Source organism: Rufibacter sp. DG15C, assembly GCF_001577755.1.
In the GTDB taxonomy this organism is placed as follows: domain Bacteria; phylum Bacteroidota; class Bacteroidia; order Cytophagales; family Hymenobacteraceae; genus Nibribacter.
The window spans coordinates 1,350,267-1,374,059 of the sequence record NZ_CP010776.1; the positions used below are offsets into that span (position 1 = coordinate 1,350,267).

23 protein-coding genes are annotated in these 23,793 nt (G+C 49.1%); 13 read left to right on the plus strand and 10 right to left on the minus strand.

Annotated features, from left to right (window positions below):
* Nucleotides 1–28: 28 nt before the first annotated feature.
* Complete coding sequence (locus TH61_RS05645; protein ID WP_066507034.1) at nt 29–832, plus strand: cyclase family protein; 804 nt, start codon at nt 29–31, stop codon at nt 830–832.
* A gap of 653 nt (nt 833–1,485) precedes the next feature.
* On the opposite strand, the gene rpmA is transcribed toward TH61_RS05645, so the two are convergent.
* Both rpmA and rplU read right to left on the minus strand, forming a co-directional pair.
* A complete protein-coding gene (rpmA, locus tag TH61_RS05650) occupies nt 1,486–1,791 on the minus strand; it encodes a 50S ribosomal protein L27 (protein WP_066507037.1) in 306 nt (101 codons plus the stop codon).
* Nucleotides 1,792–1,861: 70 nt separating this feature from the next.
* Nucleotides 1,862–2,170, minus strand: coding sequence for a 50S ribosomal protein L21 (rplU, locus tag TH61_RS05655; protein WP_066507039.1), 309 nt, complete (start codon nt 2,168–2,170; stop codon nt 1,862–1,864).
* A gap of 715 nt (nt 2,171–2,885) precedes the next feature.
* On the opposite strand from rplU, the gene TH61_RS05660 reads away from it, so the two are divergent.
* Both TH61_RS05660 and TH61_RS05665 read left to right on the plus strand, forming a co-directional pair.
* Nucleotides 2,886–3,845 carry a ribonucleoside-diphosphate reductase small subunit gene (locus tag TH61_RS05660; RefSeq protein WP_066507041.1) on the plus strand — a complete coding sequence of 320 codons (960 nt, stop codon included), beginning with the start codon at nt 2,886–2,888 and terminating at the stop codon, nt 3,843–3,845.
* Between the two features lie 484 nt (nt 3,846–4,329).
* The gene (locus TH61_RS05665) at nt 4,330–6,711 is read left to right on the plus strand and encodes a ribonucleoside-diphosphate reductase subunit alpha (protein ID WP_066507043.1); all 2,382 of its coding nucleotides are present in this window, start codon (nt 4,330–4,332) and stop codon (nt 6,709–6,711) included.
* Nucleotides 6,712–6,823: 112 nt separating this feature from the next.
* Here TH61_RS05665 and TH61_RS05670 read toward each other — a convergent pair whose 3' ends face one another.
* On the minus strand, nt 6,824–7,624 hold the full coding sequence (locus TH61_RS05670; protein ID WP_066507045.1) for a hypothetical protein: 801 nt from the start codon (nt 7,622–7,624) through the stop codon (nt 6,824–6,826).
* A 510-nt stretch (nt 7,625–8,134) separates the two neighbouring features.
* On the opposite strand from TH61_RS05670, the gene TH61_RS05675 reads away from it, so the two are divergent.
* The 3 genes from TH61_RS05675 (at nt 8,135) to TH61_RS05685 (ending at nt 12,463) form a co-directional block, all read left to right on the plus strand.
* Nucleotides 8,135–8,977 (plus strand): DUF3298 and DUF4163 domain-containing protein, encoded by an 843-nt coding sequence (locus tag TH61_RS05675; protein WP_066507047.1) that lies wholly within the window; start codon nt 8,135–8,137, stop codon nt 8,975–8,977.
* Between the two features lie 336 nt (nt 8,978–9,313).
* Entirely contained in the window at nt 9,314–9,772 is a 459-nt protein-coding gene (locus TH61_RS05680; protein ID WP_066507049.1) for a hypothetical protein, read from the plus strand.
* A gap of 291 nt (nt 9,773–10,063) precedes the next feature.
* Nucleotides 10,064–12,463, plus strand: a complete 2,400-nt coding sequence (locus TH61_RS05685; RefSeq protein ID WP_066507051.1) for a T9SS type A sorting domain-containing protein — start codon at nt 10,064–10,066, stop codon at nt 12,461–12,463.
* 171 nt (nt 12,464–12,634) lie between these two features.
* Here TH61_RS05685 and TH61_RS05690 read toward each other — a convergent pair whose 3' ends face one another.
* The 3 genes from TH61_RS05690 to TH61_RS05700 all read right to left on the minus strand — a co-directional run bounded on the left by TH61_RS05690 (nt 12,635) and on the right by TH61_RS05700 (nt 15,090).
* Nucleotides 12,635–13,414 carry a hypothetical protein gene (locus TH61_RS05690; RefSeq protein ID WP_066507061.1) on the minus strand — a complete coding sequence of 260 codons (780 nt, stop codon included), beginning with the start codon at nt 13,412–13,414 and terminating at the stop codon, nt 12,635–12,637.
* 258 nt (nt 13,415–13,672) lie between these two features.
* Nucleotides 13,673–14,479 carry a hypothetical protein gene (locus tag TH61_RS05695; protein WP_157600576.1) on the minus strand — a complete coding sequence of 269 codons (807 nt, stop codon included), beginning with the start codon at nt 14,477–14,479 and terminating at the stop codon, nt 13,673–13,675.
* 191 nt (nt 14,480–14,670) lie between these two features.
* Entirely contained in the window at nt 14,671–15,090 is a 420-nt protein-coding gene (locus tag TH61_RS05700) for a hypothetical protein (RefSeq protein ID WP_157600578.1), read from the minus strand.
* 615 nt (nt 15,091–15,705) lie between these two features.
* On the opposite strand from TH61_RS05700, the gene TH61_RS05705 reads away from it, so the two are divergent.
* The 3 genes from TH61_RS05705 to TH61_RS05715 all read left to right on the plus strand — a co-directional run bounded on the left by TH61_RS05705 (nt 15,706) and on the right by TH61_RS05715 (nt 17,382).
* Nucleotides 15,706–16,119 (plus strand): hypothetical protein, encoded by a 414-nt coding sequence (locus TH61_RS05705; protein ID WP_066507064.1) that lies wholly within the window; start codon nt 15,706–15,708, stop codon nt 16,117–16,119.
* 163 nt (nt 16,120–16,282) lie between these two features.
* A complete protein-coding gene (locus TH61_RS05710; RefSeq protein WP_066507066.1) occupies nt 16,283–16,663 on the plus strand; it encodes an Hsp20/alpha crystallin family protein in 381 nt (126 codons plus the stop codon).
* A gap of 164 nt (nt 16,664–16,827) precedes the next feature.
* Nucleotides 16,828–17,382 carry an Hsp20/alpha crystallin family protein gene (locus TH61_RS05715; RefSeq protein WP_071887793.1) on the plus strand — a complete coding sequence of 185 codons (555 nt, stop codon included), beginning with the start codon at nt 16,828–16,830 and terminating at the stop codon, nt 17,380–17,382.
* 115 nt (nt 17,383–17,497) lie between these two features.
* Here the strand turns inward: TH61_RS05715 and TH61_RS18105 are convergent, their stop codons facing one another.
* Nucleotides 17,498–17,698 carry a hypothetical protein gene (locus TH61_RS18105; protein ID WP_157600580.1) on the minus strand — a complete coding sequence of 67 codons (201 nt, stop codon included), beginning with the start codon at nt 17,696–17,698 and terminating at the stop codon, nt 17,498–17,500.
* Nucleotides 17,699–17,859: 161 nt separating this feature from the next.
* Between TH61_RS18105 and TH61_RS05720 the strand changes: the two genes are divergently transcribed.
* From TH61_RS05720 to TH61_RS05735, 4 genes are all read left to right on the plus strand, one after another.
* The gene (locus TH61_RS05720) at nt 17,860–18,615 is read left to right on the plus strand and encodes a hypothetical protein (RefSeq protein WP_066507069.1); all 756 of its coding nucleotides are present in this window, start codon (nt 17,860–17,862) and stop codon (nt 18,613–18,615) included.
* A 186-nt stretch (nt 18,616–18,801) separates the two neighbouring features.
* Complete coding sequence (locus tag TH61_RS05725) at nt 18,802–19,233, plus strand: GNAT family N-acetyltransferase (RefSeq protein WP_082780306.1); 432 nt, start codon at nt 18,802–18,804, stop codon at nt 19,231–19,233.
* A gap of 88 nt (nt 19,234–19,321) precedes the next feature.
* Nucleotides 19,322–20,014: an alpha/beta fold hydrolase gene (locus tag TH61_RS05730; protein WP_066507072.1), complete on the plus strand. Its 693-nt coding sequence runs from the start codon at nt 19,322–19,324 to the stop codon at nt 20,012–20,014.
* A complete protein-coding gene (locus TH61_RS05735; protein WP_066507074.1) occupies nt 20,007–20,426 on the plus strand; it encodes a septal ring lytic transglycosylase RlpA family protein in 420 nt (139 codons plus the stop codon). Before TH61_RS05730 ends, TH61_RS05735 begins: the two co-directional genes overlap by 8 nt.
* A 718-nt stretch (nt 20,427–21,144) precedes the next feature.
* On the opposite strand, the gene TH61_RS05740 is transcribed toward TH61_RS05735, so the two are convergent.
* The 3 genes from TH61_RS05740 to TH61_RS05750 form a co-directional block, all read right to left on the minus strand.
* On the minus strand, nt 21,145–21,864 hold the full coding sequence (locus tag TH61_RS05740; protein ID WP_082780307.1) for a head GIN domain-containing protein: 720 nt from the start codon (nt 21,862–21,864) through the stop codon (nt 21,145–21,147).
* Between the two features lie 92 nt (nt 21,865–21,956).
* Entirely contained in the window at nt 21,957–23,000 is a 1,044-nt protein-coding gene (locus TH61_RS05745; protein ID WP_066507085.1) for a DUF3667 domain-containing protein, read from the minus strand.
* Between the two features lie 146 nt (nt 23,001–23,146).
* A complete protein-coding gene (locus TH61_RS05750; protein WP_066507087.1) occupies nt 23,147–23,662 on the minus strand; it encodes a hypothetical protein in 516 nt (171 codons plus the stop codon).
* Nucleotides 23,663–23,793 lie beyond the last annotated feature (131 nt).

Below are 23,793 nucleotides of genomic sequence, written 5' to 3' on the forward strand. Positions count from 1 at the left end.
TAGCGGAAATAGCCCAAAAACGCCTGCCATGCTTTCTTCTACCGCCACCATATCGTATCAAGGCCAAGCCTACCAGTTCAACCCCTTGCAGCCCCTGGATATTTCTTTGCCGTTGCAGGCTGGGCCAGAGAATGTGAATTGCTTTTGGGCCGAGCCGGTGCAAGTAGACACCATCGTAGTCGGCAGTTTTGTAGGCAGTGTAGCGCTAGGAGGGTCCACCAACTATCAGCGCGTGCACCTCACACCGCACGGCAACGGCACCCACACCGAGTGCTATGGCCACATCTCCCCAGATCCCGCCGCTACCTTAGACAAATGCCTATCACGGTTTCTGTTTGTAGCGCAGGTGGTTTCTGCCATGCCGCAACAACAGGAGAACGGCGATTCAGTAGTAGTGGCTTCTGATGTGATTGCACAACTGTCTTTGGAGAACTTACCAGAGGCACTCATCTTACGCACTTTCCCCAATACAGACGCGAAACGAACTGCGCAGTACTCGGGCACCAATCCTACTTATATAGAACCAGCCTTGGCTCACTTTCTGGCAGACAATGGCGTAGAGCATTTGCTGTTGGATTTACCGTCTGTAGATAGAGAAGAAGATGGCGGGGAGTTGTTGGCGCATCATGCCTTCTGGCAATATCCAAGTGCTACGCGGTTGGCATCTACTATTACGGAGTTGATTTTTGTGCCGGACGCGGTGGCGGATGGTTTGTACCTGTTGAATTTGCAGGTGACCAGTTTGGTGTTGGATGCTAGCCCTAGCAAGCCGGTCTTGTATGCATTAACCCAAGCGGCTAGTAGTGAAGGTGCGCTTCCAAGCTTGCATTAATGATTTAAGGAGCTTCTTCTGTCCCCCTTTGAAGGGGGTAGGGGGATGACGTACTTTATCTGATTATTCATTTAGGCCTTTGCCTCCCAACTCTTACTTCCCAGCTTTCAACTCCTTCCTCTCCGTTCGGGCGTCTGTCACTTTTCTCCTTGATGCTCAACCTAACCAAAAGAATCAAGAGCCCCCGAACTCGCTGACCGCTCAGACAAGGCAGGGGCTCTGAGAGGTGCACCATGAGAAGTGATTCGTTTCATAGCTGCCTTACGCCACTGCCAAGTGACAGACTACTACTTTCTCCCTCGTGAAAAGAGACTTAAATTGACCAGTCTCTTTTCCCTCAGTCAAGGGCAGGCGGGTTGCTATGGGAGACGTTGGAATGCCTTCCCTCGCTAACGCACATGAGTTTCTGAGGTTCATGTAGAGACAACGGCACCGCCTTGTCTCCTGCGCATTGCTTTGGCAGCCAAACCATCTGCGGTGACTCTAAAAAGACCTCGTAGCGTCTGGGAAGACCTGAGAGCGTCTGTGCCAACAGCCTTTTTTGCCCTGATTCCCAGAAAACAAGCCAAAAACGAAATACTTTAGACAAAGAAAGCCAATCCCTGGGGATTGGCTTTCTTGAAATCTATACTAGCCTTGCGGCGAGGGTATGCTTAGGCAGTTACTTCTTCTGAAGGAGTAGTAGATACTTTAGCAGCTTCTACTTCTCTTGGAAGAACAGATACGTAAGAACGGTTCTTAGCACCTTTTCTGAAAGCAACCACGCCATCTGTCAAAGCGAACAAGGTATGGTCTTTGCCAATACCTACGTTAGCGCCTGGGTGATGGGCAGTACCGCGCTGACGCACGATAATGTTGCCTGCAATGATGGCTTGGCCACCGAAGATTTTAACGCCTAGGCGTTTGGAATGAGATTCGCGGCCGTTGTTAGAACTACCGACACCTTTTTTGTGAGCCATTTCTAGTCTATGTTAACCCCGGCAAATACACCGGGAATAGGTTCTACAATAATTTTCCTTACCTCAAAAATTAACCAATCGCGTTGATCAACACTTTGGTGAACTGTTGGCGGTGACCGTTTTTCTTTTTGTAGCCTTTTCTTCTTTTCTTCTTGAAGATGATCACTTTGTCAGCCTTAGAGTGGCCCTGGATGGTTCCAGTCACTTTCACGCCGTCCAAGAACGGAGCGCCTAAGGTTAAAGTACCGTCATTATCAGTCAAAAGAACATTGGCGAACTCTACGGCGTCACCCTCATTGCCGGAAAGCTTGTTAGTGTAGAAGAACTTACCGCTCTCTACTTTCGTCTGGACCCCAGCGATTTCAACAATTGCGTACATCAGCTTACGTTTATTTTAAAAAATTGAACCGCAAAGGTAAGCCCGTCTTCTAATATATGCAACTACTGGGCCTTTATTTTTAATTGAAGCAAATCAGGTTAGTTTCTTGGTTCTAAGCACCTTGCAAGTTTTCCCACCCCTGTGGGTAACTCCTGTGGATAAACTAAATTAGTATTGATGCTCAGGTACTTACGCGTGGACAAGTCAAAAGAAAATCTGCCCGCACTGAACAGCCGGGTAAGAAGGGAGCCTAAATGTCACAGATGGCAGTGAAAAGCGCAGCATGACAAGGCTGACTAAACGTAAGCGAAAAGAAAGAGAATGTCAAGCGCACAGTGCTATTTTTTCTTTCTTTTTTCCCGTAGCTACACAGGCCTTCGTTTACCCATTTTTGGAAGATGCAACTCTGCCTCACTTTACTAAAAGATACCACTTCCATTCTATTAAGTTTTCCATATATTAGGGCTTTCTAATTTTGATAAAATTCATAAATTATTGATTTATAAGCAGTTGTAATGTTGATAACTGCTGTATAAGAAATGGATAATTTAGACCTCCGGGACGGGGCGGTCAACGTAAATGTCCCTATATTTGAAATCTCAAGCCGGAGCAGACCAACCTTCTTTTAGAGGTTTACAGTCCACGGTGTCTGCAGGAAAACGCATCCTCAGCACCCTCCACACAACCAACAGATTCACCACTTTAGTAACCGCTTATGGAGCCTATTTTACAAGAGAACCCTAACCGCTTTGTCCTGTTCCCCATCCAGAATGACGCCGTGTGGCAGATGTACAAACAGGCCGAAGCCAGCTTTTGGACCGCAGAGGAAATTGACCTGACCCAGGACAACAAGGACTGGGAGAAACTCAACGACGGCGAGCGTCACTTCATCTCGCACGTGTTGGCGTTCTTCGCGGCTTCTGACGGGATAGTAAACGAGAACCTGGCCATCAACTTCATGCAAGAGGTGCAGATGCCGGAGGCGCGTTGCTTCTACGGGTTCCAGATCATGATGGAGAACATCCACTCTGAGACCTACTCTCTTTTAATAGACACTTATATAAAGGACCCGCAAGAGAAAGACCGTTTGTTCAACGCCCTGGAGACCGTGCCATGCGTGAAGAAAAAAGGCGAGTGGGCCCTTAAGTGGATCAACTCTGAGAACTTCACGGAGCGTTTGATTGCCTTTGCGGCGGTAGAGGGTATTTTCTTCTCTGGTTCTTTCTGCTCTATCTTCTGGATGAAGAAGCGCGGCTTGATGCCGGGCCTTACCTTCTCTAATGAATTGATTTCCAGAGACGAAGGATTGCACTGCGATTTTGCCTGCCTGCTATACTCAATGTTAGTAAACAAGCTACCAGAAGAGCGCGTACATAGCATCATTAGAGACGCGGTGGCCATTGAACAGGAGTTTGTGACAGATGCGTTGCCGGTAGACCTGATTGGAATGAACGCAAAACTGATGAGCCAATACATTGAGTTTGTGGCTGACCGCCTGCTGGTTTCTTTGGGCTGTAGCAAGATTTACAATTCCGCTAATCCATTTGACTTCATGGAGCTTATCTCCCTGCAAGGCAAAACCAACTTCTTTGAGAAACGCGTGGCCGAATACCAGAAATCTGGCGTGATGAGCGACCGTGACTCTAACGTATTCTCCCTGGACGAAGACTTCTAGTCCAACCTCTTACCTCGCCATTCATCAGTCCGGCTTTCGTTTTTGGGCTGATTTGGCGGAAACAGTTCAAAAACGCCCAATGACTGGTTGGGTTGCTGTTTAAGACAAAGCATTTATTTCCAAGCAATATTTTCTTCTTCGTCCCCCTTTGAAGGGGGCAGGGGGATGACAAAGCGAGCCTGGAAACGATAATGTTTGTTTTTAGAATGAAGAAATATTCTCGGGAATGTGAGCTTAGCAAGAGTGAATCATCCCCCTACCCCCTTCAAAGGGGGACAACCGAGCACAGACTTACCAAAGCGATTTTCAAAACCAAAGTCGTTTTTGGGCTGTTTTCCAGAAAGTAGGGCAAAAACGCTTGGCAGATGGCTGGGCTAAATCCAAAGAAGATTCCATATTAAAATGCCGCCTTTCGCTTAAAGAACGAAAGGCAATAGATATCTGGGATGACCCCAATCATCCTTTCACCTATATAGTGTAGCGTATGTTAGTTGTAAAGAGAGACGGCCGCAGGGAGTCGGTCAAGTTTGATAAGATCACGGCCCGCATAGAGAAACTGTGCTACGGCCTGAACATGTCGTTTGTGAGCCCTATTGAAGTTGCCAAAAAGGTAATTGACGGGATTTATGACGGCGTGACCACGGTGGAGTTGGACAACCTGGCGGCAGAGACCTCGGCGTCTATGACCACCAAGCACCCAGACTATGCTATTCTGGCGGCGCGCATTGCCATCTCCAGCCTGCACAAGGTAACCCAGAAGTCGTTCTTCAACACCATGAAACAGCTCTACACTTATGTAGATCCTAAGACGGGTGAGAATGCTTCTCTCATTGCCAAGGACGTGTTTGACATCATCAAGAAAAACGCGGCCATGCTAGACTCTAGCATCATCTATGACCGTGACTACAACTATGACTACTTCGGGTACAAGACCCTGGAGCGTTCTTACTTGTTGCGCGCGCATGGCAAAGTGATTGAGCGCCCACAGCACATGCTTATGCGGGTGGCGGTGGGTATCCACAAAGAAGATATTGAGTCGGCCATCATCACCTACAACTTAATGTCTGAGAAGTGGTTCACGCACGCGACGCCAACCCTTTTCAACGCTGGTACGCCTAAGCCGCAGTTGTCTTCTTGCTTCTTGTTGACCATGAAAGAGGACAGCATTCCGGGTATCTATGACACACTTAAGAACTGTGCCTTAATCTCACAGAGCGCGGGTGGTATTGGTTTGGCGGCGCATAACATCAGAGCCACGGGTTCATACATCAAAGGCACCAACGGGACGTCCAATGGTTTGGTACCAATGCTGAAGGTGTTCAATGACACGGCCCGCTACGTGGACCAGGGCGGCGGAAAGCGTAAAGGTGCGTTTGCCATCTACCTGGAGCCGTGGCACGCTGATATCTTTGATTTCTTGGATCTGCGCAAGAACCACGGTAAAGAAGAGATGCGTACCCGTGACTTGTTCCTGGCCCTTTGGACGCCAGATTTGTTCATGAAGCGCGTAGAAGCCAACGGCGACTGGAGCTTGATGTGCCCGAACGAATGCCCAGGCCTTTCTGACACCTGGGGTAAGGACTTTGAGCGTCTCTATGAGAAATACGAGAAGGAAGGCAAGGCCCGCAAGACCATCAAAGCGCAGGAACTGTGGTTCGCTATTCTAGAATCTCAGACCGAGACGGGTACCCCTTATATGCTGTTTAAAGACCACGCCAACGGCAAGTCTAACCAGCAGAACCTAGGTACTATCAAGAGCTCTAACCTATGTACTGAGATTATTGAGTACACAGACGCCGATGAGATTGCCGTGTGTAACCTGGCCTCGCTTGCCTTGCCGCGCTACATTAAAGAAGAAAACGGGGTTAAGAAATTTGACCACGACAAACTATACGAGGTTACCTACACCGTCACCAAGAACCTGAACAAGGTGATTGACGTGAACTACTATCCGGTGCCAGAGGCCAAGAAGTCTAACATGCGCCATCGTCCAATTGGTCTAGGTGTGCAAGGCTTGGCAGATGCGTTCTTGTTATTGAGAATGCCGTTTGAGAGCGAAGAAGCGGCCCGCCTGAACAAGGAAATCTTTGAGACCATCTACTTTGCGGCTATGACAGCCTCTAAGGATTTGGCCAAAGTAGAAGGACCGTATGAGACCTTTGAAGGTTCGCCTATCAGCAGAGGCATCTTCCAGTTTGACATGTGGGGCGTAACGCCAGAAAGCGGTCGTTGGGACTGGGAGGCCTTGCGCCAGGAAGTAGTAGAGCATGGTGTGCGTAACTCACTATTGGTTGCTCCTATGCCTACGGCTTCTACCTCGCAGATTTTGGGTAACAATGAAGGGTTTGAGCCATACACGTCTAACATTTATGTGCGCCGTGTGTTGAGTGGCGAGTTCATGATTGTGAACAAGCACTTGCTCAATGACCTGATTGCCTTGAACCTCTGGAATGACCAGATGAAGAGCGCCATCATCTCGGCGAACGGCTCTGTGCAGAACATCCCTAACATTCCGCAGAACATCAAAGACCTGTACAAGACAGTGTGGGAGATCAGCCAGCGCACCATCATTGACATGTCTGCCGACCGCGGCGCGTACATCTGCCAAAGCCAAAGCCTGAACCTGCACGTGTCTAACGTGAACTTCGGGAAGCTGACGTCTATGCACTTCCATAGCTGGAAGCGCGGCCTCAAAACCGGTATGTACTACCTGCGCACCAAAGCCGCCGCAGACGCCATCAAGTTCACCGTTGAGAAACAAGCCGCCGAAACCCTGGCCCCTATGTATAACAATGTGGAACAGAACCAAAGCGACATGGCCTGCTCTCTGGACAACCCAGACGCTTGCGAAGCTTGCGGTAGCTAAGAACTACTTTTGCTCAGAAACAGAAAAAGGAGGCCAGAAACGGCCTCCTTTTTTGTTAGCTAACTTTGGTAAAAGAGATTTCTTTTAAATATTATCTCAATCTAATACGTCACTACTCACAACCGATATAAGAGAAGACTGATTTATGTTCACTTGAGTTGAGAGGTGCTGCTTCGATTAAGAAACCTTGATTATTATATTTAAATGAGCTATAACTAACACGTTCCTCCCCATCTGAATTCATAACGAAAGTTGACTTTCTTGCATGATTCTGACTAATTACATAGCCTAGGACGTTAAGTGCTGATTGTTGGCTACCAAAAGGATTATGTTTATCATCATAGTCTTCATAAACAGTCAGACTCTCTGGCTGTCCTTTGTATATTGTAATTACACGTTCTAGGTTTTTAGTCTGACCTATGTACTCATATATATCTTCTGACACACGCTTAAGTTCAGGACTTGGAGCACTGTAATTAGTAGTTTCTTTAATCACTCGCTTCAAATCATCATACTCATACACTTTTGTAAAAATCAAATTGCCCCTTTCGTAAGTTATAGACTTATTTAAAGTACCATCAACATTGTACTCATAAGTAATACTCCCTGGGATAGTTCCTTGTTGAGAAGAGACATCAATACTAACTATCTGGTTTGTATTATTATAATTATATGTCCGCACCCAACTGATATAAAGAAAATCTTGCCCAACCGTTTTATTCGTTTGTTTGAGCAGGTTTCTCTTTTCATCATATTCAAAAGTTGTCACTTGAAATCGCCCATCACCTCTATCTTGCTTTATTTCAGAAATTTGGCATCCAATAATTGGAGCGGGTTCATCTTCTTCACCACAAGCAGAAAAAACAGAAATTACAAATAGCAGAATAATGTTATTAAGAAGGCTTCTTCTCATTTGATTATATTAACGGATAATAAATCTTTGATTTAAGTATTGTGAACCGAAGTTATACAATATATAAGTCTGTGATTGGGTATTGGTGAAATTCTCCACATTTCGAAGACTTAAATATCCGTTTTTTGGCTCTTTCTGAGAAACCAGGGCAAAAACGAAATAGAAGCTTCACTTCACCCACTGCACTGCTTCCTTTAGCCAAGTCAACTTCCCACCCTGTCATCCTGAAAGGACCTTGTGGGCAAGCTGCAATAACATCAATTAAGAGCGAGGCTGGAGATTCCCCAAATTTAGAAGCAGAAAGACTTTTGAGATTTTGCAGGATAGTGACCGTCTATCTAGCTTGCTCATAAGGTCCTTTCAGGATGACAATAGTGGGGGTGAATTATAGACGATAGTTGAGTGGATAAATCATCAATGTGAGCACCGGCTGAACTACATCTCCCAATCATCCCTAGTTATTTCCAGCTTCCTCCGTATAAAACGCAGTAGTACCATCGTTCCACTTACATGAAGAAGTACTTTTCTGCATTGTTGATGCTATTAACTGGTATCGCCTTTTCGTGTCAAACGCCAAGCAATGAATCTGGGACCGATCCCGAGACTTCTGCCACTGTTGAGTCTGAAGAAGCCGAGGCGCTGACTTTTATTTCGCAGCGGGTAGAGCGGCCAGAGAAGCCCTGCCCGAAAGACAGCTGTGCCGAGGTGGAATTGCAGTATCTAGTAGCCAAAGGAGAACCAGCGGCTTTGCGAGACTCGTTGAACCAGTACATGCAACGGTACCTGCTGAGCCTGCAACTCATGCACAACCCAGACGCCAGCCTGGCACCCAGAGAGGACGCCGCCAAGGTGGTGGCCGAGCAGTTTGTGCAGCAGCAGGCAGACTTCCGGAAAGATTTCCCAGACGCGGGCGCCAGGGCGGGTTGGTACATGACCGTTTCTTCTAAGCCGCTGCACCAGACAGACCAACTGGTTTCTCTGCAGATTAAGAGCGAAGGCTACAGCGGCGGTGCGCACGGCTATGCCATGACCATTCTGCAAACCTTTGACAGCACCGGCCACGCGCTCAAAATCACAGAACTGGTGACAGACACGGTACAACTTAGAAAGCTGGTAGAGCAGGAGTTCAGGAAGGTGCGCAAATTGCCAGCCACCCATTTCAGAAGACAGGGCTTCTACACCCAGCAAGGCCGCTTGCCGTTTCCGCAAAACGCCGCTCTTACGGTAGACGGTCTGCTACTGTATTACAACGCTTATGAGGTGAACGCCTACGCGTTTGGGCCCACAGAATTGCTATTGCCTTATACGCAGTTACAGACATTGCTTAAGCCAGCGTTTCTACCCAAAGAGTAACAAACCAATCAGGGAGGAATAGATAATTTCGTTTTTGGACCGAAATCCAGAAAACAGGCTAAAATCAGTCTTTCGCTAAAAAGAAACAACGTCCTTTAATTGATAAGCACTGCTCATAGGATATTGCTCCTTCAAATATACTCACCCACTACCAAATCAATTTTTATCATTGACAATCAACGCCTTACCTAATTACCCACACACCTGGGGATAACTTTTCTAGTTGTCAACTACAGAAAACGGAAGCCCGCTCGTTAGTCTACCAGTTCTGGAAACGGCCGCTTGTTGCCTGACCAAAACCAAAAGTATTTGTAGTACTAACCAATTCCCCCTGTTATGAAAATTACCCGTTTTTTAGCCCTAGGCCTGTGTGTTGGCGTTTTTACCGCTTGTGAGAAAGATGAAGACGAAGTAGCCAACAACCTGCACAACCAATGGAAGGTCTATTCCACCAAGATGGTGAAACTGGGCGGCAGCGAGGCCTGCGCTTACCAGACCAAACCCTCAGACATGGACTTCACCCCCGGTGAGAACTGCCAGTATGATGACGTCTATGATTTCAGGAACACCCGGGATTTGCTCATCACCAATGGCAACAACAAATGCGATAACAATGAGCCGGCCACTGTCAACAAGACCTATGAGCGCAAAGAAAACAAGCTGATCATTGCGGGTCAGGAGTACACCATTGTGCGCCTCACCAAAGACACGCTTATTCTGGATTACTGCGTATCGGTGCCACCGCTAACCGGCTACACCAACAGCAAGATTGGCATCAAGTTCATCAGAAACTAACCATTGGTACAAAGCCTTCGCCGTTTTTGGGCTGTTTTCTGGAAAGCGGCCCAAAAACGGCGAAGGGCTTTAGATACCTTATTCACTTACCCCCTCCACCGGGAGTTTATTACTCTCCATACGCAGGCATTTTGTGACGATTTGCAGCCGGCTTGGAGCCTTGCACTCCCTCTGCTTAGTTACCAGAAATGGTGATCATTTCGGGCAACATCCCGCTTTCCACTACCTACTTGTAAGTATTTGTAATATAGCATTTTATCCATTTATTTGGTTTCACATCAAACCAACTATATGGCAAACTTCTACTACACTTCTTACAAGCAGAAAATCTTGCTAGCCAGTCTATTCTTCCTCTTGTTGTACCTAAGCGGCATTCAAGTGAGTTGGGGACAAGGCCAGGAAAGCTGGACAGAACAGAAATCAGGGTTTACAGTAGCCAGTCGGGGCATAGCGGCCTTGGATGCGGTCAATGAAAACGTGGCCTGGGCCGTGGCCTACAACGGCACCACCGGCAGCACCACTAGCCTCAATGAGTTTACCCGCACCACCAACGGGGGCACCACCTGGGTGAAAGGCACCATCGGTACGGAGCCCAACGCCGTCATCTCCAACATTTCTGCCTTAAGCGCCACCGAAGCCTGGGCAGGTCTCTGGGGAGCTACGGCTACCCACAAAGGCATCTTCCATACCACAGACGGAGGCGTGACCTGGACAAAACAAGCCACCGCGCTTTATGCCGGGTCCAGTTCTTACATTAACTGGGTTTCGTTTCTAGATGCCAACCAAGGCGCTACCGGCGGAGACCCTGTAAACGGCTTCTTTGAGGTGTACACAACGGTGAATGGTGGCCAAACCTGGACGCTGGTACCTACCGCCAACATGCCTGCCGCCCTAACAGAGGAGTATGGCCTTACAGACAACTTCACCAGAAACGGAAGCAACCTCTGGTTTGGCACCACCAAAGGAAGACTCTTCAGGAGCACAGACAATGGTTTGACCTGGACGGTGTCTGCGCCCTTCAATGAAAATGTGACCCTAACTAGAATGGCTTTTGCAGACAATGGCAGCGGCATTGTGGCGGGCGTTGACCGGACCAACAACAACTTGATGGTTAACCGCACCACCAACAAAGGCACAGACTGGACCGGGGCCAGAGCGCAAACCTTGGGCGGCGTCTCACCGAATGACATTGCCTATGTCCCCGGTACCATCAGTACGTTTGTTGCCGTGGGCTCCTTTTCTACTTTTAAAGGGTCTAGCTACAGCAGGGACGGCGGCGTGAGCTGGACGCTCATTGACCAGGAAACCCATCTGGACGTGGACTTTGTAAACGCTACCACAGGCTGGTCTGGCGCCTTTACCAGAGCCAACGGAGACGGCGGCATGTTTAAGTTTTCTGGCAACTTGGCGCAGACGGTTTCTGGCAACCCTTTAAACTGGACAGAAAAAACCAATGTCTTTACCACTACCAACAGGGGGGTTAGGTCTTTGAATGTGCTCAATGACAACGTGGTGTGGGCCGTCCCTTACAACAGCACCACTCCCAACACGCCCATGGTTGAGTTTGTGAGAACCGCAGATGGCGGCGCCACCTGGGTAAACGGATCCCTTGCTGGACTTCCGGCTAACGCGGCGCTTAGCAACATTTCTGCAGTAAGTGCCTTAGAGGCCTTTGCCACTGTCAATGCAGACGCTGGCATTAGAGGCATTTACCATACCACCAACGGCGGGCAGTCGTGGGTACGCCAGTCAGCGACGTTTGCAAACGCTTCTTCCTATGTGAACTCGGTTACCTTCTCCAGCGCCACCAACGGCGTGGCATTAGGTGATCCGGCAGACGGCTATTTTGAAGTGTACACCACCACCACCGGGGGGCAGACCTGGACCCGCGTACCGCAGAATAATCTACCTGCCGTGTTGGCCAATGAGTATAGCCTCACCAATAATTTTTCCAGAAACGGTAACACGGTTTGGTTTGGCACCACTAGCGGCAGGGTCTTTAAAAGCACCAACAACGGGCTTAACTGGACGGTGTCTGCCCCGTTTGCCACTAACGTTTCTACCACCAACACAGCCTTTGCAGACAATGGTACCGGCATTGCCTTGGGGGTAGAAAATGAGACCAACTACATGCTCATTTCCCGTACCACAGACGGAGGCGCCACCTGGAGCACGCCCGAGTATCAGGCACCCGGAGGCATCTCTGCCAACGCGCTGGTATACGTGCCCGGCACTACCAGTACGTTTGTGGTATCTGGCTCACGTCTAGGTTGGAACGGTACTGCCTACACCACCAACGGCGGGCTTACCTGGACATTGCTTGACCAAGCAGTGCAGCATTTAGAAGTGGCCTTCAGTAGCCCTACCAACGGGTGGAGCGGCGGCTTCAACAAGCTGTTCAAGTTCTCTGGGTCTTTTGCGGGGAGCTTGACCGGTCTACGTGATGAACAGCTGGCCAATGCCGTGCAGGTCTATCCAAACCCGGCCACCAAAGAGTTTTCTATTACCAGCACTAGCACCACCAGAAACGCGCTGGTGAGATTATACAACATGAACGGACAACTGATCTTAGAACAGCCTCTGCCCACCGCGTCTAAGAAACTACAGGTAGGCCATTTGCCCAAAGGCATGTATATCCTGCATGTGATAGACCAAAAGAAAGTGGGCCAGCAACGAGTGTTGATCCAGTAACTTATCATAACCTGTTTTGACGAAGGGCCAGCCTGTATACACAAGCTGGCCCTTTTGCATGTACTCTGATTACATCCCTTGACAGATACTAAGAATCCTCTCGCTTTTGATCTAATTCCTTGGAAACAGGCCAAAAATGACAGGATTCTATCTTAGGACAAATGGTACTGTTTATTGGCAACCAGCGTAGCTGAACATGGTTTTGTATTCAGTCTGTCCGTTTGGCGTTTTTGACACGATTTCTGTGACAAAGCCGCTGGCGTTGTATTTGTAAGCGTAGTTATTTACTTCTGAAGAGCTGCCATACGTATAAGTGGCCTTGCGCGGGTTGTTTCTGCTCTCGCCGGGAGATACTACTCCTTTTATGCTCAGGTAAGGATTTAATTTGTCATCGTAGTCCTCATAGGTCGTCATTCCGGCTGCATCTCCCTGGCTGTCATAATACATTTCCATGGCAATGTTCTGGCTTGAACCAACGTAAGAATACGTGGTTCTATAGACGTCACCCATGTAGGTTTCACGGGATTCTGTCAAGCGCTTGCTGCCGTCATAGGTGAATGTTTCTGTAGACTCTAGGACGCCGTCTAAGTACCTGGTCATTTTGCTCAACGTACCGGCAGAGCTGTATTCATAGGTGGTATAGCCTTCGTAGTCGCCTCCGTCTTCAGAGAAAACCTCTTTCACCAGTTGGTTCTGGCTGTTGTATTCAAACGTGCGCGTGCCCACCACGGCGGTTCCTTCTCTTTCTGTGGCTTTGGTCACGTAGCCTTGCGAGTTGTATTCTACCTTCAAGGTAGAACCATCTGAAATGTTGTTCTCAAAGAATTCTACCTGGTCCAGCACGCAACTCTGGATAGAAACTTCTTCGTCCTCATCATCTCCGCAGGAGGCTAGAGTCAGGCAACATAGGGCTAGCAACGCCCAAACTTTGTTCGTAAATAATGACTTCATAAAGTGGTGATTAGTTTTAGGTGGAAATAAATCTACTTACATCAAAGTACAAATTATTCTTACTTAGTAAATACTAATCACCATTTTTACCTACAAGTAGGTATAGCATTTATCACGCAGGAACTGTCCTAAAATATGGGGAAGTCTCCAATTGCAAGGTGTATAAAAACCAGAAGCCGCCTGTCGTTTTTGGCATGTTTCCTGTAAAACAGACCAAAAATGACAGGCGGCTTCTTATTAAGAATATGAGTGTCTAGCCTAAAACTGATACGTGAAAGTGGTTTCTTCTACATTGCCTTGGCTGGGAGAGGCAATTCTCTTCACGGGCAGGTTACGCTCATTGTACTGGTAGGTGTAGACGGTAACGCGCTGCTCACCACTGGCCAGCAGCGTGGTCACTTTGCCGGGGTTGTTGCGCTGCAAGACAATGGTGGGCGTAAACAGAGAGTCGGTCATGTGCTGCACGCCGGTCTTGCTGTCATAGTCAGTGAACTTCTGGGTCTGGGTTAGTTGCCAATCAGAGGTGAGGCCGGGTTTGTGGTAAGAAGCTATCTCTGTGACGTTGCTGCTGGCGTCATAGGTATACACCAGCTTATTGGTGGCTCTTGGCGCATCTGTGACTGAGGCGTCTTTGTAGAAGCTGTAGCGCGTCTTTAAAAGGCGGTTGGCGTCATATTCAAACGTATGGTAGCGCTCAACGGTGCCGTCCACTAACTCCTCCAGCTTATAGAGCATGTGCTCAGAGGTGTAATGGTAGACGTTCTCTGAGTCTTTGCCAGACCCGTCTGTGATCACGTAGGCAATCCGGCGCCAGTTGTCAAACAACACATTGCTGGTAGACGCCTGGTTGTCATTAAGGCTGTAGCGGCCTTTGCCTATGATCTGGGTGAGCCACCCTTGGCTGTTGTACACAAACTGGCGCTCGTCTCCCTGGCTGGTGCTCACTTTGTTCAGGTATACCGGGCTTTGTGCAGGGTCTACAGGCGTGGGCTCTTCCAGGTCACAGCCGGTCAAGAGGACCGGCACCAGCAAGGCAGTTGCTAAAAAGCGTAAAATTGAGGTCATAGAATAGGTCAGGTATGGGGGGAAGCGGCAAACAGATTACCACTAGAAAGAGCCTGAACCAGGCGCAAAGGTTGCATGCCTCCCAAACTAAGACCGCTCTGGAAGCGACCCCTCTTCCTGAACAATGCATGTGCGCCTCGTTTTTGGCCTGTTTCCTAGAAAATAAGCTAAAAACGGAACGAGGAGCTTTCTTAGAATTCTTGCAACAGCCACTCCACGGCGGCTTCCTGCTCACTAAAATCACAGAGAACTAAATTGGCGGTATCACCGGTGCGCTCCACTATCTGGGCGATGGATTCTGTGTGTTGTACGTCTTCAGAGACGACGGTGGCCATGCGCCGCAAGGAGCCCGTCAAGATCTGGGGCACGGCGTTTTGCAGAATCCAGAGCTGGTCTTCTGGTGAGAAGGCGCGCATCTTGCGGTTATCTGCCAGCCAACGGGTAAGCCCGTAGCGTTCTACCACGTATCCGCAGAGCAAGATGGCTTCGCGGATCTCTTCGCTTCTCAGTTTTCCTTGCCAGACTGCCATACCCAAGGACTGCTCCTCATCATACCTGATGGTGACGGCATAGCTCTCATAGTAGACTTTAGGAAGGGTAAGTAACATCATTCTTTAGTTTAAAATCGGCTAGCGTTATGCAAACCTTAGTGTTCACCCCAGAAAGGGCATTTGTTCAAAGAGACAAGCACGCAGCTGCGGCAGGCCTTTTTTATCATTTTTGAATAAAGGACGGGGGATTTCCTCTATGGTTTCGGGGGCGAAGGACTTTTTCCTTTAGCGGCAGAAACAGCGGCAAGCAACTGCCCACCGGTATAAGTCGCACCAGACAGAATTGTTTGCAAATAACACTTTTAGTTTGATTTCGGCTTTTCAAATCTTTATACAGCCAGCTGCTTAGAGGTTAATGGACATAGAAGGTTAAATTCAAAAAGATTTTTATTTGAGTAGTCAAAAGCACATTATGACTACTCAATCCCTACAGATGACTGCCACTAGCCATACTTTGGCGAAGCTGGTTTTAGAGAATGTCGTTAGACAAGCCCCGCTCATGAAATTGCATTTTGCCAAAACGAGGTATAAAAAATGAGATATGCGGCTATTTTTCAGTGGCTTATAGGCGTTTGTTCATGTAAAAGTGAAGGATACTGCAGAAAATCAGCGCATAATTTCATAGATTTACTTTCTCTGCATATGTAGAGAGTGTTTACTTTTTGCTTTCCCCTTATGCTTGCACAGGAACAATCTACCGTACTACAATTTGGCCAGGCGTCTCTGCGCTTGGTGTATGATGCCAAGAACGGCTGGATTTATGGTGACTGGATTGGCGTACATTCCTTGAATTCCATTCAGAAAGGCATGAACACCCTTTTGGAGTGGATTCAGCAGACAGGCGCTAGCAAATACCTAAGTGACAACACCAACATTGTTGGCGGCTGGAACACGGCCAATGAGTGGCTGGCAGACGTATGGACGCCCCTGGCCGTAGACGCCGGCATGCGCTATGTGGCCCACGTGCTGGCGCCGGGTATCTTCGGGCAGATGTCCATGGAGGCCTTGGAGCCTCAAATCAACAACATGGTCACGCTACAGCTGTTTGACTCTATAGAAGACGCCCAACACTGGCTATCTGAGCAATAAGCCGCTCATCCTCCTATTTCTTATTTTCCTGCCATAATGCCATTTACCCTGATGGCCTGCTTTGTCATTTTGTCTTATTAATGCTCTCAAAAGTCTTTTTAGTGGCTTGGTATATGCTTTGCTATGTCTCCTGTGTCTGAAATAGAGCATTAGGAGAGATACCATGAAGTTGATAAAAGATAAAAAGTTCTTACAGAACATTGCCCATTACATAGACGTGACCAATACCATTGGCGGCGGCGTGGTGCAGCCGCAGGTTCGGTTACAGAAAGGCAAGAAAGAGGCGGTACTACAAGTATTGCTGCCCAGCGTGCAGGTAGAACAGTGCCAGGTCCTTCTGGATAAAAACCAACTAACGGTCATGGCGCTGCACCGCAACGAGGACTACCCCGTCCTGCAGGCACCTTTGTTTCATCAAGAGTTTGTGTTACCGGCCAATGTGGACTACGCCCAGATGCGGGTAGTGCACAAAGGACATGAGTTGCGGGTACACCTGCCGTACCTGCCATCGGGACCCAGATTGTTGGACATTGAGCAATTGTAAACTCATAGAATACGTATAAAGGAAAGTACCCAAACGCGTAAACCTGTTCAGGACACATTGTTTTGGGCTCTTTTCCTGGAACCAGGCCAAAAACGGCCCTTGCGTACCATCCAGTCAATCTACTTATTTTTTGTGTAACCTAGTCAAAAGAAAAGGAGGATATTATGGCCATTCAACGTTATAACGGCGGCTTTGATGACATGATGCCACAAAGCTTCAGCACTATGCTGGACCGTTTTTTCCAAGACTCTGTAAGCAACCGCGATCGGATGAACCGCTTTAGCCCACAGGTAGACACCTGCGAGACTGAGAAAGGGTTTGAGATTGAAGTTTCCCTGCCTGGCCTCAAAAAAGAGGACATCTCCCTTGATTTCCAACAAGGCAGACTCACCATCTCTGGAGAGCGCCAGTTCAACCAAGAGAAGAAAGAGAAACGCTACCACATGGTGGAAAGCCAGTACGGCTCTTTCTCACGTTCCTTCCAGTTGCCAGACATTGTAGACGCTAACAACATTGAAGCTGTCTTTGAAAACGGCGTATTGCATGTGACCGTGCCAAAAGATGAGCGCAAAACCTCACGCCAGCGCATTGAGGTGCGGGAAGGCAAAGGCAAGGCTTCTAACATGCGGCTAGAAAACAAAAACGCGAACCAATTTGAGGAAGCGAATGCCCCTATCAAGGAAACCGCTTCTAAAAAACAGAAAAGCAATCACCACTAAGCCGGTGCTTGTCTAAGCAGAAGAGGCACCCTGGTCGTTCAGGGGTGCCTCTTCTGCTTTTATACTTATCAAGCTACAGCGTTCTTGCTACAACTTGAGGACTGGTAATAACTACTTACTCAGGCTTTGATCCGCTGGACACCTTACCTGCCGTAGTGTATCCATCTCTTGAAGTTGGTGGACGCATTGAACTACCGCGATCCTTCCCATTAGACAAACCTTCGGATTCTACTGGGCTTGCGTGGTTGGCTTGGTAATAATAGTACACGGTGATGAACACCGCAATGAGCAAAAGGATTACCAGTGCTATGAACATAGGGCTTGCATTAGATGACACACATACACTCCTTCTCTTTTACTCACTTGGGCAGGCACCGTTGCCAAAAGTCATGGCACATCATCCATTTCTACCCCGTTTCCGTTTTTTATGTACCTTTAATCCAATAGGCTGTTGTCTTTTTTCGTTTGTATAAAGCTATGATGAAGAAACTGTTTTTCTTGCTACTACTAGCTTGGGCCACCACAGAGAGTGCGTGGGCGCAGGACATGAGCAAACCTTATTTTATAGAACTGATGACCGGTGAGCGTATTTACGCAAGACGCATTCAGTTCAAAAGCCCCTTGTTCAAGCAGAACTACTTTCTGCTGGATGATTCTCTGCAGTACACCCCAGAGCGCGTGCGCTACTACCAGAACCAGGACGGTTTCTTTGCGCGCCTCAACACCACGGGCCGCCGGTACAGTGACTTTGCCCAGCGTGAAACCTCTGGCAAAATCTCTACCTATTTTACCTACCGTACAGACTATAGCGGCTATGCGCCCGGTGTTGGCGTAGGCATGGGTGGAGTAGGCGTGGGGATGGGAGGCGGCTATGGGTACGGCTATCCTACGCAGCGCCGCGTGTACTACTTCTCTAAAGAAAACGGCCCCTTAGAACCGCTGTCTTACAAGAACCTGCGGGTGGCCTTGTCAGATAACCCGGGTAGTATGGAGAGCTTGCAGAAGTACAAAACCGGCCAGAACATCCAGTTGGGCATGTACGTGGTGGGCGGCGGCTTGCTGGTGGCTGGCGCGCTTCAGCAGTTCAAGTCCGGCTCAGATGGCAGCAGCAGGATTTCGCCGCTGTTTTATGTGGGCTTGGGTGTGACCTTACTGCCGCAGGTGATACGATTGGTTAAAAAAGACCAGCTCTCTGAGGCCATTGAACTCTATAACTACACGCCGGTCAACTAAGCCAGGCTTTCAATCTCTTTACAATCGGTCATCATTCTCAAGAGTGGTGACCGATTCTTTTTTGCACTAGGACCATTTGGTCAGCTCGGCCTGCGGCCAAAAGCATGTCTGCTCGTTGCATGATTGCTGTATATTTGCACTGGAGCACGTGTTGGCACGAGCTCTGTTCACATTAACCAGCAACCAGTGCCCACTCCCTTCACCATTCGTCCCATCACCAGCTACCAAGAAATGCTGGACCAGTTCCGGCTCATTCAGCTGTTGAATCCGCACATGACGCAGGAGCGCTACACCCAGCTTATTGACCAGATGCACCCCAGTCCTTACAAGATGGTGGGTTGTTTTAAGGACGATGTCTGCGTGGGGCTTTCTGGCTACTGGATTGCCACCAAACTCTACAGCGGCAAGTACCTGGAGATTGACAATTTTGTGGTAGACGAACCGTACCGCTCCCAAGGCGTGGGCAAGCTGCTGTTGGACTGGCTCTTGGTTCTGGCCAAAGCCCAAGCCTGCGAAACCGCCATGCTGGACGCCTACGTGGTTAATGCCCCGGCCCATAAGTTCTACCTGCGCGAAGGCTTCCAGATCAAGGGTTTCCACTTCTTGAAGAAGCTCTAACTGTCTTTTTTCGTTTTTGGCCTCTTTTCCAGAAACCAGCCTGAAAACGAGGTTTTCTTTTTCTGCGCAGGTTCTGTAATTTACATCTATGAAACCTCTGTTGCTATTACACGGTGCGCTGGGCGCCGAAAACCAGTTTGAACCGCTTCTCACCTTGTTGCCAGAACAGGTACCGGTCTACTCCTTCAATTTAGCAGGCCACGGCGGTGCACCGTTCGCAGAGGCTCCCTTCACCATGTCCTCCTTTGTGGAGCAGCTTCTGCAGTGGCTAGAAGAAAAGAAGTTGGGACAAGTCAACGTCTTTGGCTACAGCATGGGCGGTTACGTGGCTCTGGAGGCGGCAAGGCAGCAGCCTCAGCACTTTGCGCAGATTTTTACACTGGCCACTAAGTTTGCTTGGTCCCCAGAAAGCGCCCAGCATGAAACCGCCAAGCTACAGCCCGAGGTCATCCAAGAGAAAGTACCAGCCTTTGCCGAGGCCCTTCGGCAGCGCCACGCCCCGCAGGACTGGCAGGAACTGATGCGCCAAACCGCCCAGATGATGCACCAGTTGGGAGCGCAGCCGCTCCTTACCGCAGAGACTCTTGGCCAGATCATGGTGCCTGTGCGCGTAGCCGTGGGAGACCGTGACCAGATGGTGACCCTGGAGGAAACCATCCATGCGTACCGTCACTTTAGCAATGCCCAATTGCAGATACTGCCTAACACCAAGCATCCGTTAGAACAACTACACTGGCCGCTATTGGCGCAGGCGCTTACCCACTTCTTCACCTATGCCTAGTCTTTCCCCCTTGTTGCTGAGAAGAGTTGTATTGTCTTTGAGTTTTCTGGCGCTTCTGTGGCTGGGCAGCTGTACCTCTACTGGCCCGGCCCTAGGCGAGAAAGGCTACACTGAGAAAGGCAAGGCCAGTTACTACAGCAACAAACTCAGCGGTAAGAAGATGGCCAACGGCCAGCGCTACAGTCCCGGCAAAAAGACGGCAGCGCACAAGAAACTACCCTTCGGGACCAAGGTGCGCGTTACTAACCCAGCCAACGGTAAGTCGGTGAAAGTACGCATCACGGATAGAGGACCTTTTACACCCGGTCGTATCCTGGATCTTTCTATGAAAGCCGCCCGCCAGTTGGATTTGGAGAAGTCTGGTGTGGCGAAGGTGGAGATGGAGGTGGTGAAGCCTGCTAAGAAGAAGTAAGGTTTGCCAAGCAGCGGTTTTGTTTTTAGCTTGTTTTCTGGGATTCAGGCAGAAAACGGTTTTATTCTTTCGCTGGTGAAGGTGGTTTCATCATTGAATTCTTGCCATTGTTGGTGTTCTCACCAATAACTAAACCTGCCTATCAATTTGTCATTGTGCACGGCTTTGGCTGTTCCTGAGAAAGCCCGTTTTATCCGGTGCCCTTATGCTGCCATGTTTCATTTTCACCGCCAAGCGCTCACGGCCGCGAGGCCCCGTCTTCCCGCCTCGCGCTGTACCAGCTTGCCTACTTTTCATAGATGCTCCCTTGTATTAGCTGAGCGGTATCGCTTTGTAGTGACCGCTGTCCTGCCAGAGGCGGCAACCTGCTTAGGCGACTCGCCGGAAAGACTGGATCAGGTGCTAGTAGCAAAGACCTTTGCCAAACGCAGATTCTCCCCTTGAGGATTGCCCAAACGAGAGTTTGAGGCAGCGAGCGGTAGCTCTGTAGAGGGGTGTCTACATCAAAAGATAAATCAACTAACAATCAACAACCAGCAATCAACAATTTGCCCGTTTTTGGCTTGTTTTCTGGAAAATAGCCCAAAAACGCATCTGAACCTGAAATCAACCAGCAATTGACAATTAACAACCAGCAATTCCATCAAAGAAAAAGCCCTGGCAGCGTGCGCTACTCAGGGCCTCTTCACCTGTCAAGGATGCTAAAGGAAAGGTTGAGTTAGAGGGGCTTTACTTTGCCCATGCCCGTGTGCTGCACTTTAGGTGAGCCTTTGTAGCCCACGCTCATGATGCCAGAGGCGTCTACTTTCAGTTCTTTAGAAGCAAACACTTCGGCGTTGCCGGCGCCAGAGGCATCTAGGGCAAGGTATTGGGTCTTCAGCTCGGTGGCTTTAAGGTTGGTGGCGCCAGACACCTCTAGCGTCACGTTGTCTGCCGTACCGCGTAGGGTGATGTCAGAACCGCCAGACAAGTCAACTTTCAGATCTTTTAGGTCTAGGTCCATGTCTAAATGCATACCGCCGCTGGCATCCAGCTTGAGGGCAGTGCCTTTTAGCGGGTTGGTGGTAGAAAGCTTAATGCCGCCGTTCAGGTCCAGGGTCTTCAGGTCTTTGACCGTCACGTACAATTTCAAGCCCTTCGCCTTTCTGATGTTGACATTGTTCTTGGAGGCAACGTACAGAACGCCATCGGTTACCTTGGTCTCTATCAAAGGCAGAATGTTAGCGTCTCCTTCTATTTTCAGGCTTTCCTGGCCACCTTGGGTAAGGAAGACCTCATAGCCGCCGCTGATGTGGAGGCCTGTAAAACCCTGCACGGCTCTGGTTTCTGATTTAATGGTTCCGTTGCCCTCTACGGTGTTGTGGTCTTGTGCCTGAGCGCAGGAAGCGATGCCAATAAAGGACATCAGAATCATTAGAAAAGTAGTCGTCTTTTTCATGGTATCTTAAGAGTAAAATTCTGTGAGGTTCTTTCCTGTATAGATGCAGGTTTTACCCAATGGTTGCACGGCTTCCCAGAAATTTATTCCCACTAGAACATGGCGCTTACGCCCAGCCCCAGCAAACCAGTGAACAGGCCTACTATGCAGTACAAAAATACCAGCACAAACATATTGAAGAAGGTGCGCAGGTAGCTTCTATGGAACACGCGCTTAAGGCCAAGGAAAAGATACACTGCTACCAACAGGTTAAACCAGGGCAGTAAATCATAGGCGAAGTGCAGGTTTTCAATGATCATGTAGATAATGAACAGCAGAAACACAAAGCAGTGCAGGTGAATACTGAACATGAGGTGCTCCATGTAGTACCTCCGTGCTTTCAGGAAAACCAACTTGGTAAGCAACGCAAAGATGGGCATGAGCACGAACATGAGCACAGACCAGTACTTGAGCAGCTTAGTAATCAATTGTTCCTGAGGCAGCTTAACGATCTGGACGGCCTTGCGCATGGCAGACCGTGTGTACCAGTTAGGAGACAACCCGGCATCTCTAATTAAAGAATCAATGGAGGCTTGGGGCGCGAAATCTGAGACGGCTCCCATTCTCTCCAAATCAAAGGAGTCTGATTTCTTTACCTTTACCGTGGCCTTTTTGTTAAGCTTAGCCAGAGAATCTGCCCGCTGCACTTCCCTTACTTCGGCTAAAATACTATCACGCTGCAGCTTTGAGAGACTCAAATCCTCCATAAAACTCATGTCTGTGCTGCTCACCTGCTGAGCAATGCTCCGGTTGGCTTTCTCGCTAGACACATGGCCCACGCGCATAGACAGCAGAAAGAAAAACACGAAGTTGATGAACACATACAGTCTGATGGGAGGCACGTAGTCCATCCGGCGGCCCCTGTGGAACTCATTGGTGAGCTTGCCCGGGTAAAACAGCAGGTATTTGATGGTGGTCCAGAACTTGGTGTCGTAGTGGATGGTGCCTTCCAGCACCTCTAAGGCCACATGCTTGAAGGGGACGTTGAGGTCGTGGTTCTCCTGCCCACATTTGGGGCAGAAGTTATCTGGTTCGCCTTCTTGAAAGGCGTAATTGCAATTGGTACAGACCGGGTATTTGCGCCGATGTTTGGCCATGGAAAGAGAGACTTGCCAGAAGAATATATAACTAGAGCAATATATACTTTTTGCGCGTCACAAACTGAACCCTCATGGCGTTTTCGGCCTATTTTCCAGAAAACAGCCCAAAACCGAAGGCCCCTTGCCATAACGATGCGGTTTGGTTACGTCCGGATGATGCCGTTGGGGCCTACGCCCACGCTCTGCCCGGGAGTGACGTTGGAGAAAAGGCGCCAGAACAGTTCTTCGCCCAGCACGCCTTGCTTGGGTTGAATATGGAGCACCACCCCGCGGCTTAAAGCAATGCGCACCTCGCCCTCTGGGGAGGCCTGCACCTGCCACACTTTCAACTCCTCTATTGGTCTGCGCACCAGGTCCTGCAGCTTGCGGTCGCGCAGGTTGGCGCCGGGCACCATTGGGTCAAAGTTGGGATCTGCCAAGGCCTGCGTGTCTCTGGGAATCTGGGCTTCTTGGTGGTCAACGGTGATTTTGCCGCCTTCCTCTACCTGCCAGAAGCAACTCACCTCCAGCGTCCAGGCACCCACGTCCAAAATCAATCCGCTGCTGTTGGTCACGTGCGCCCGCCCGAAGTGGAAGTATTGCACATGCCCCAGCCGGGTGGTTTTGGTCAAGGGAAGTTCCAGCAGTTGCTGCCATTCAGGGAAGTTTTGCTCGCTCATAGTTAGCCTCACAGGTCTGCCCCAAAGGTACAACAATCCAGACATTTGCGGTAAAGGCGTTTTCGGGCTGTTTTCTGGGAAAGAGGCTAAAAACGGAATCTGCCAACTATCAACAAATACAATATATTAGC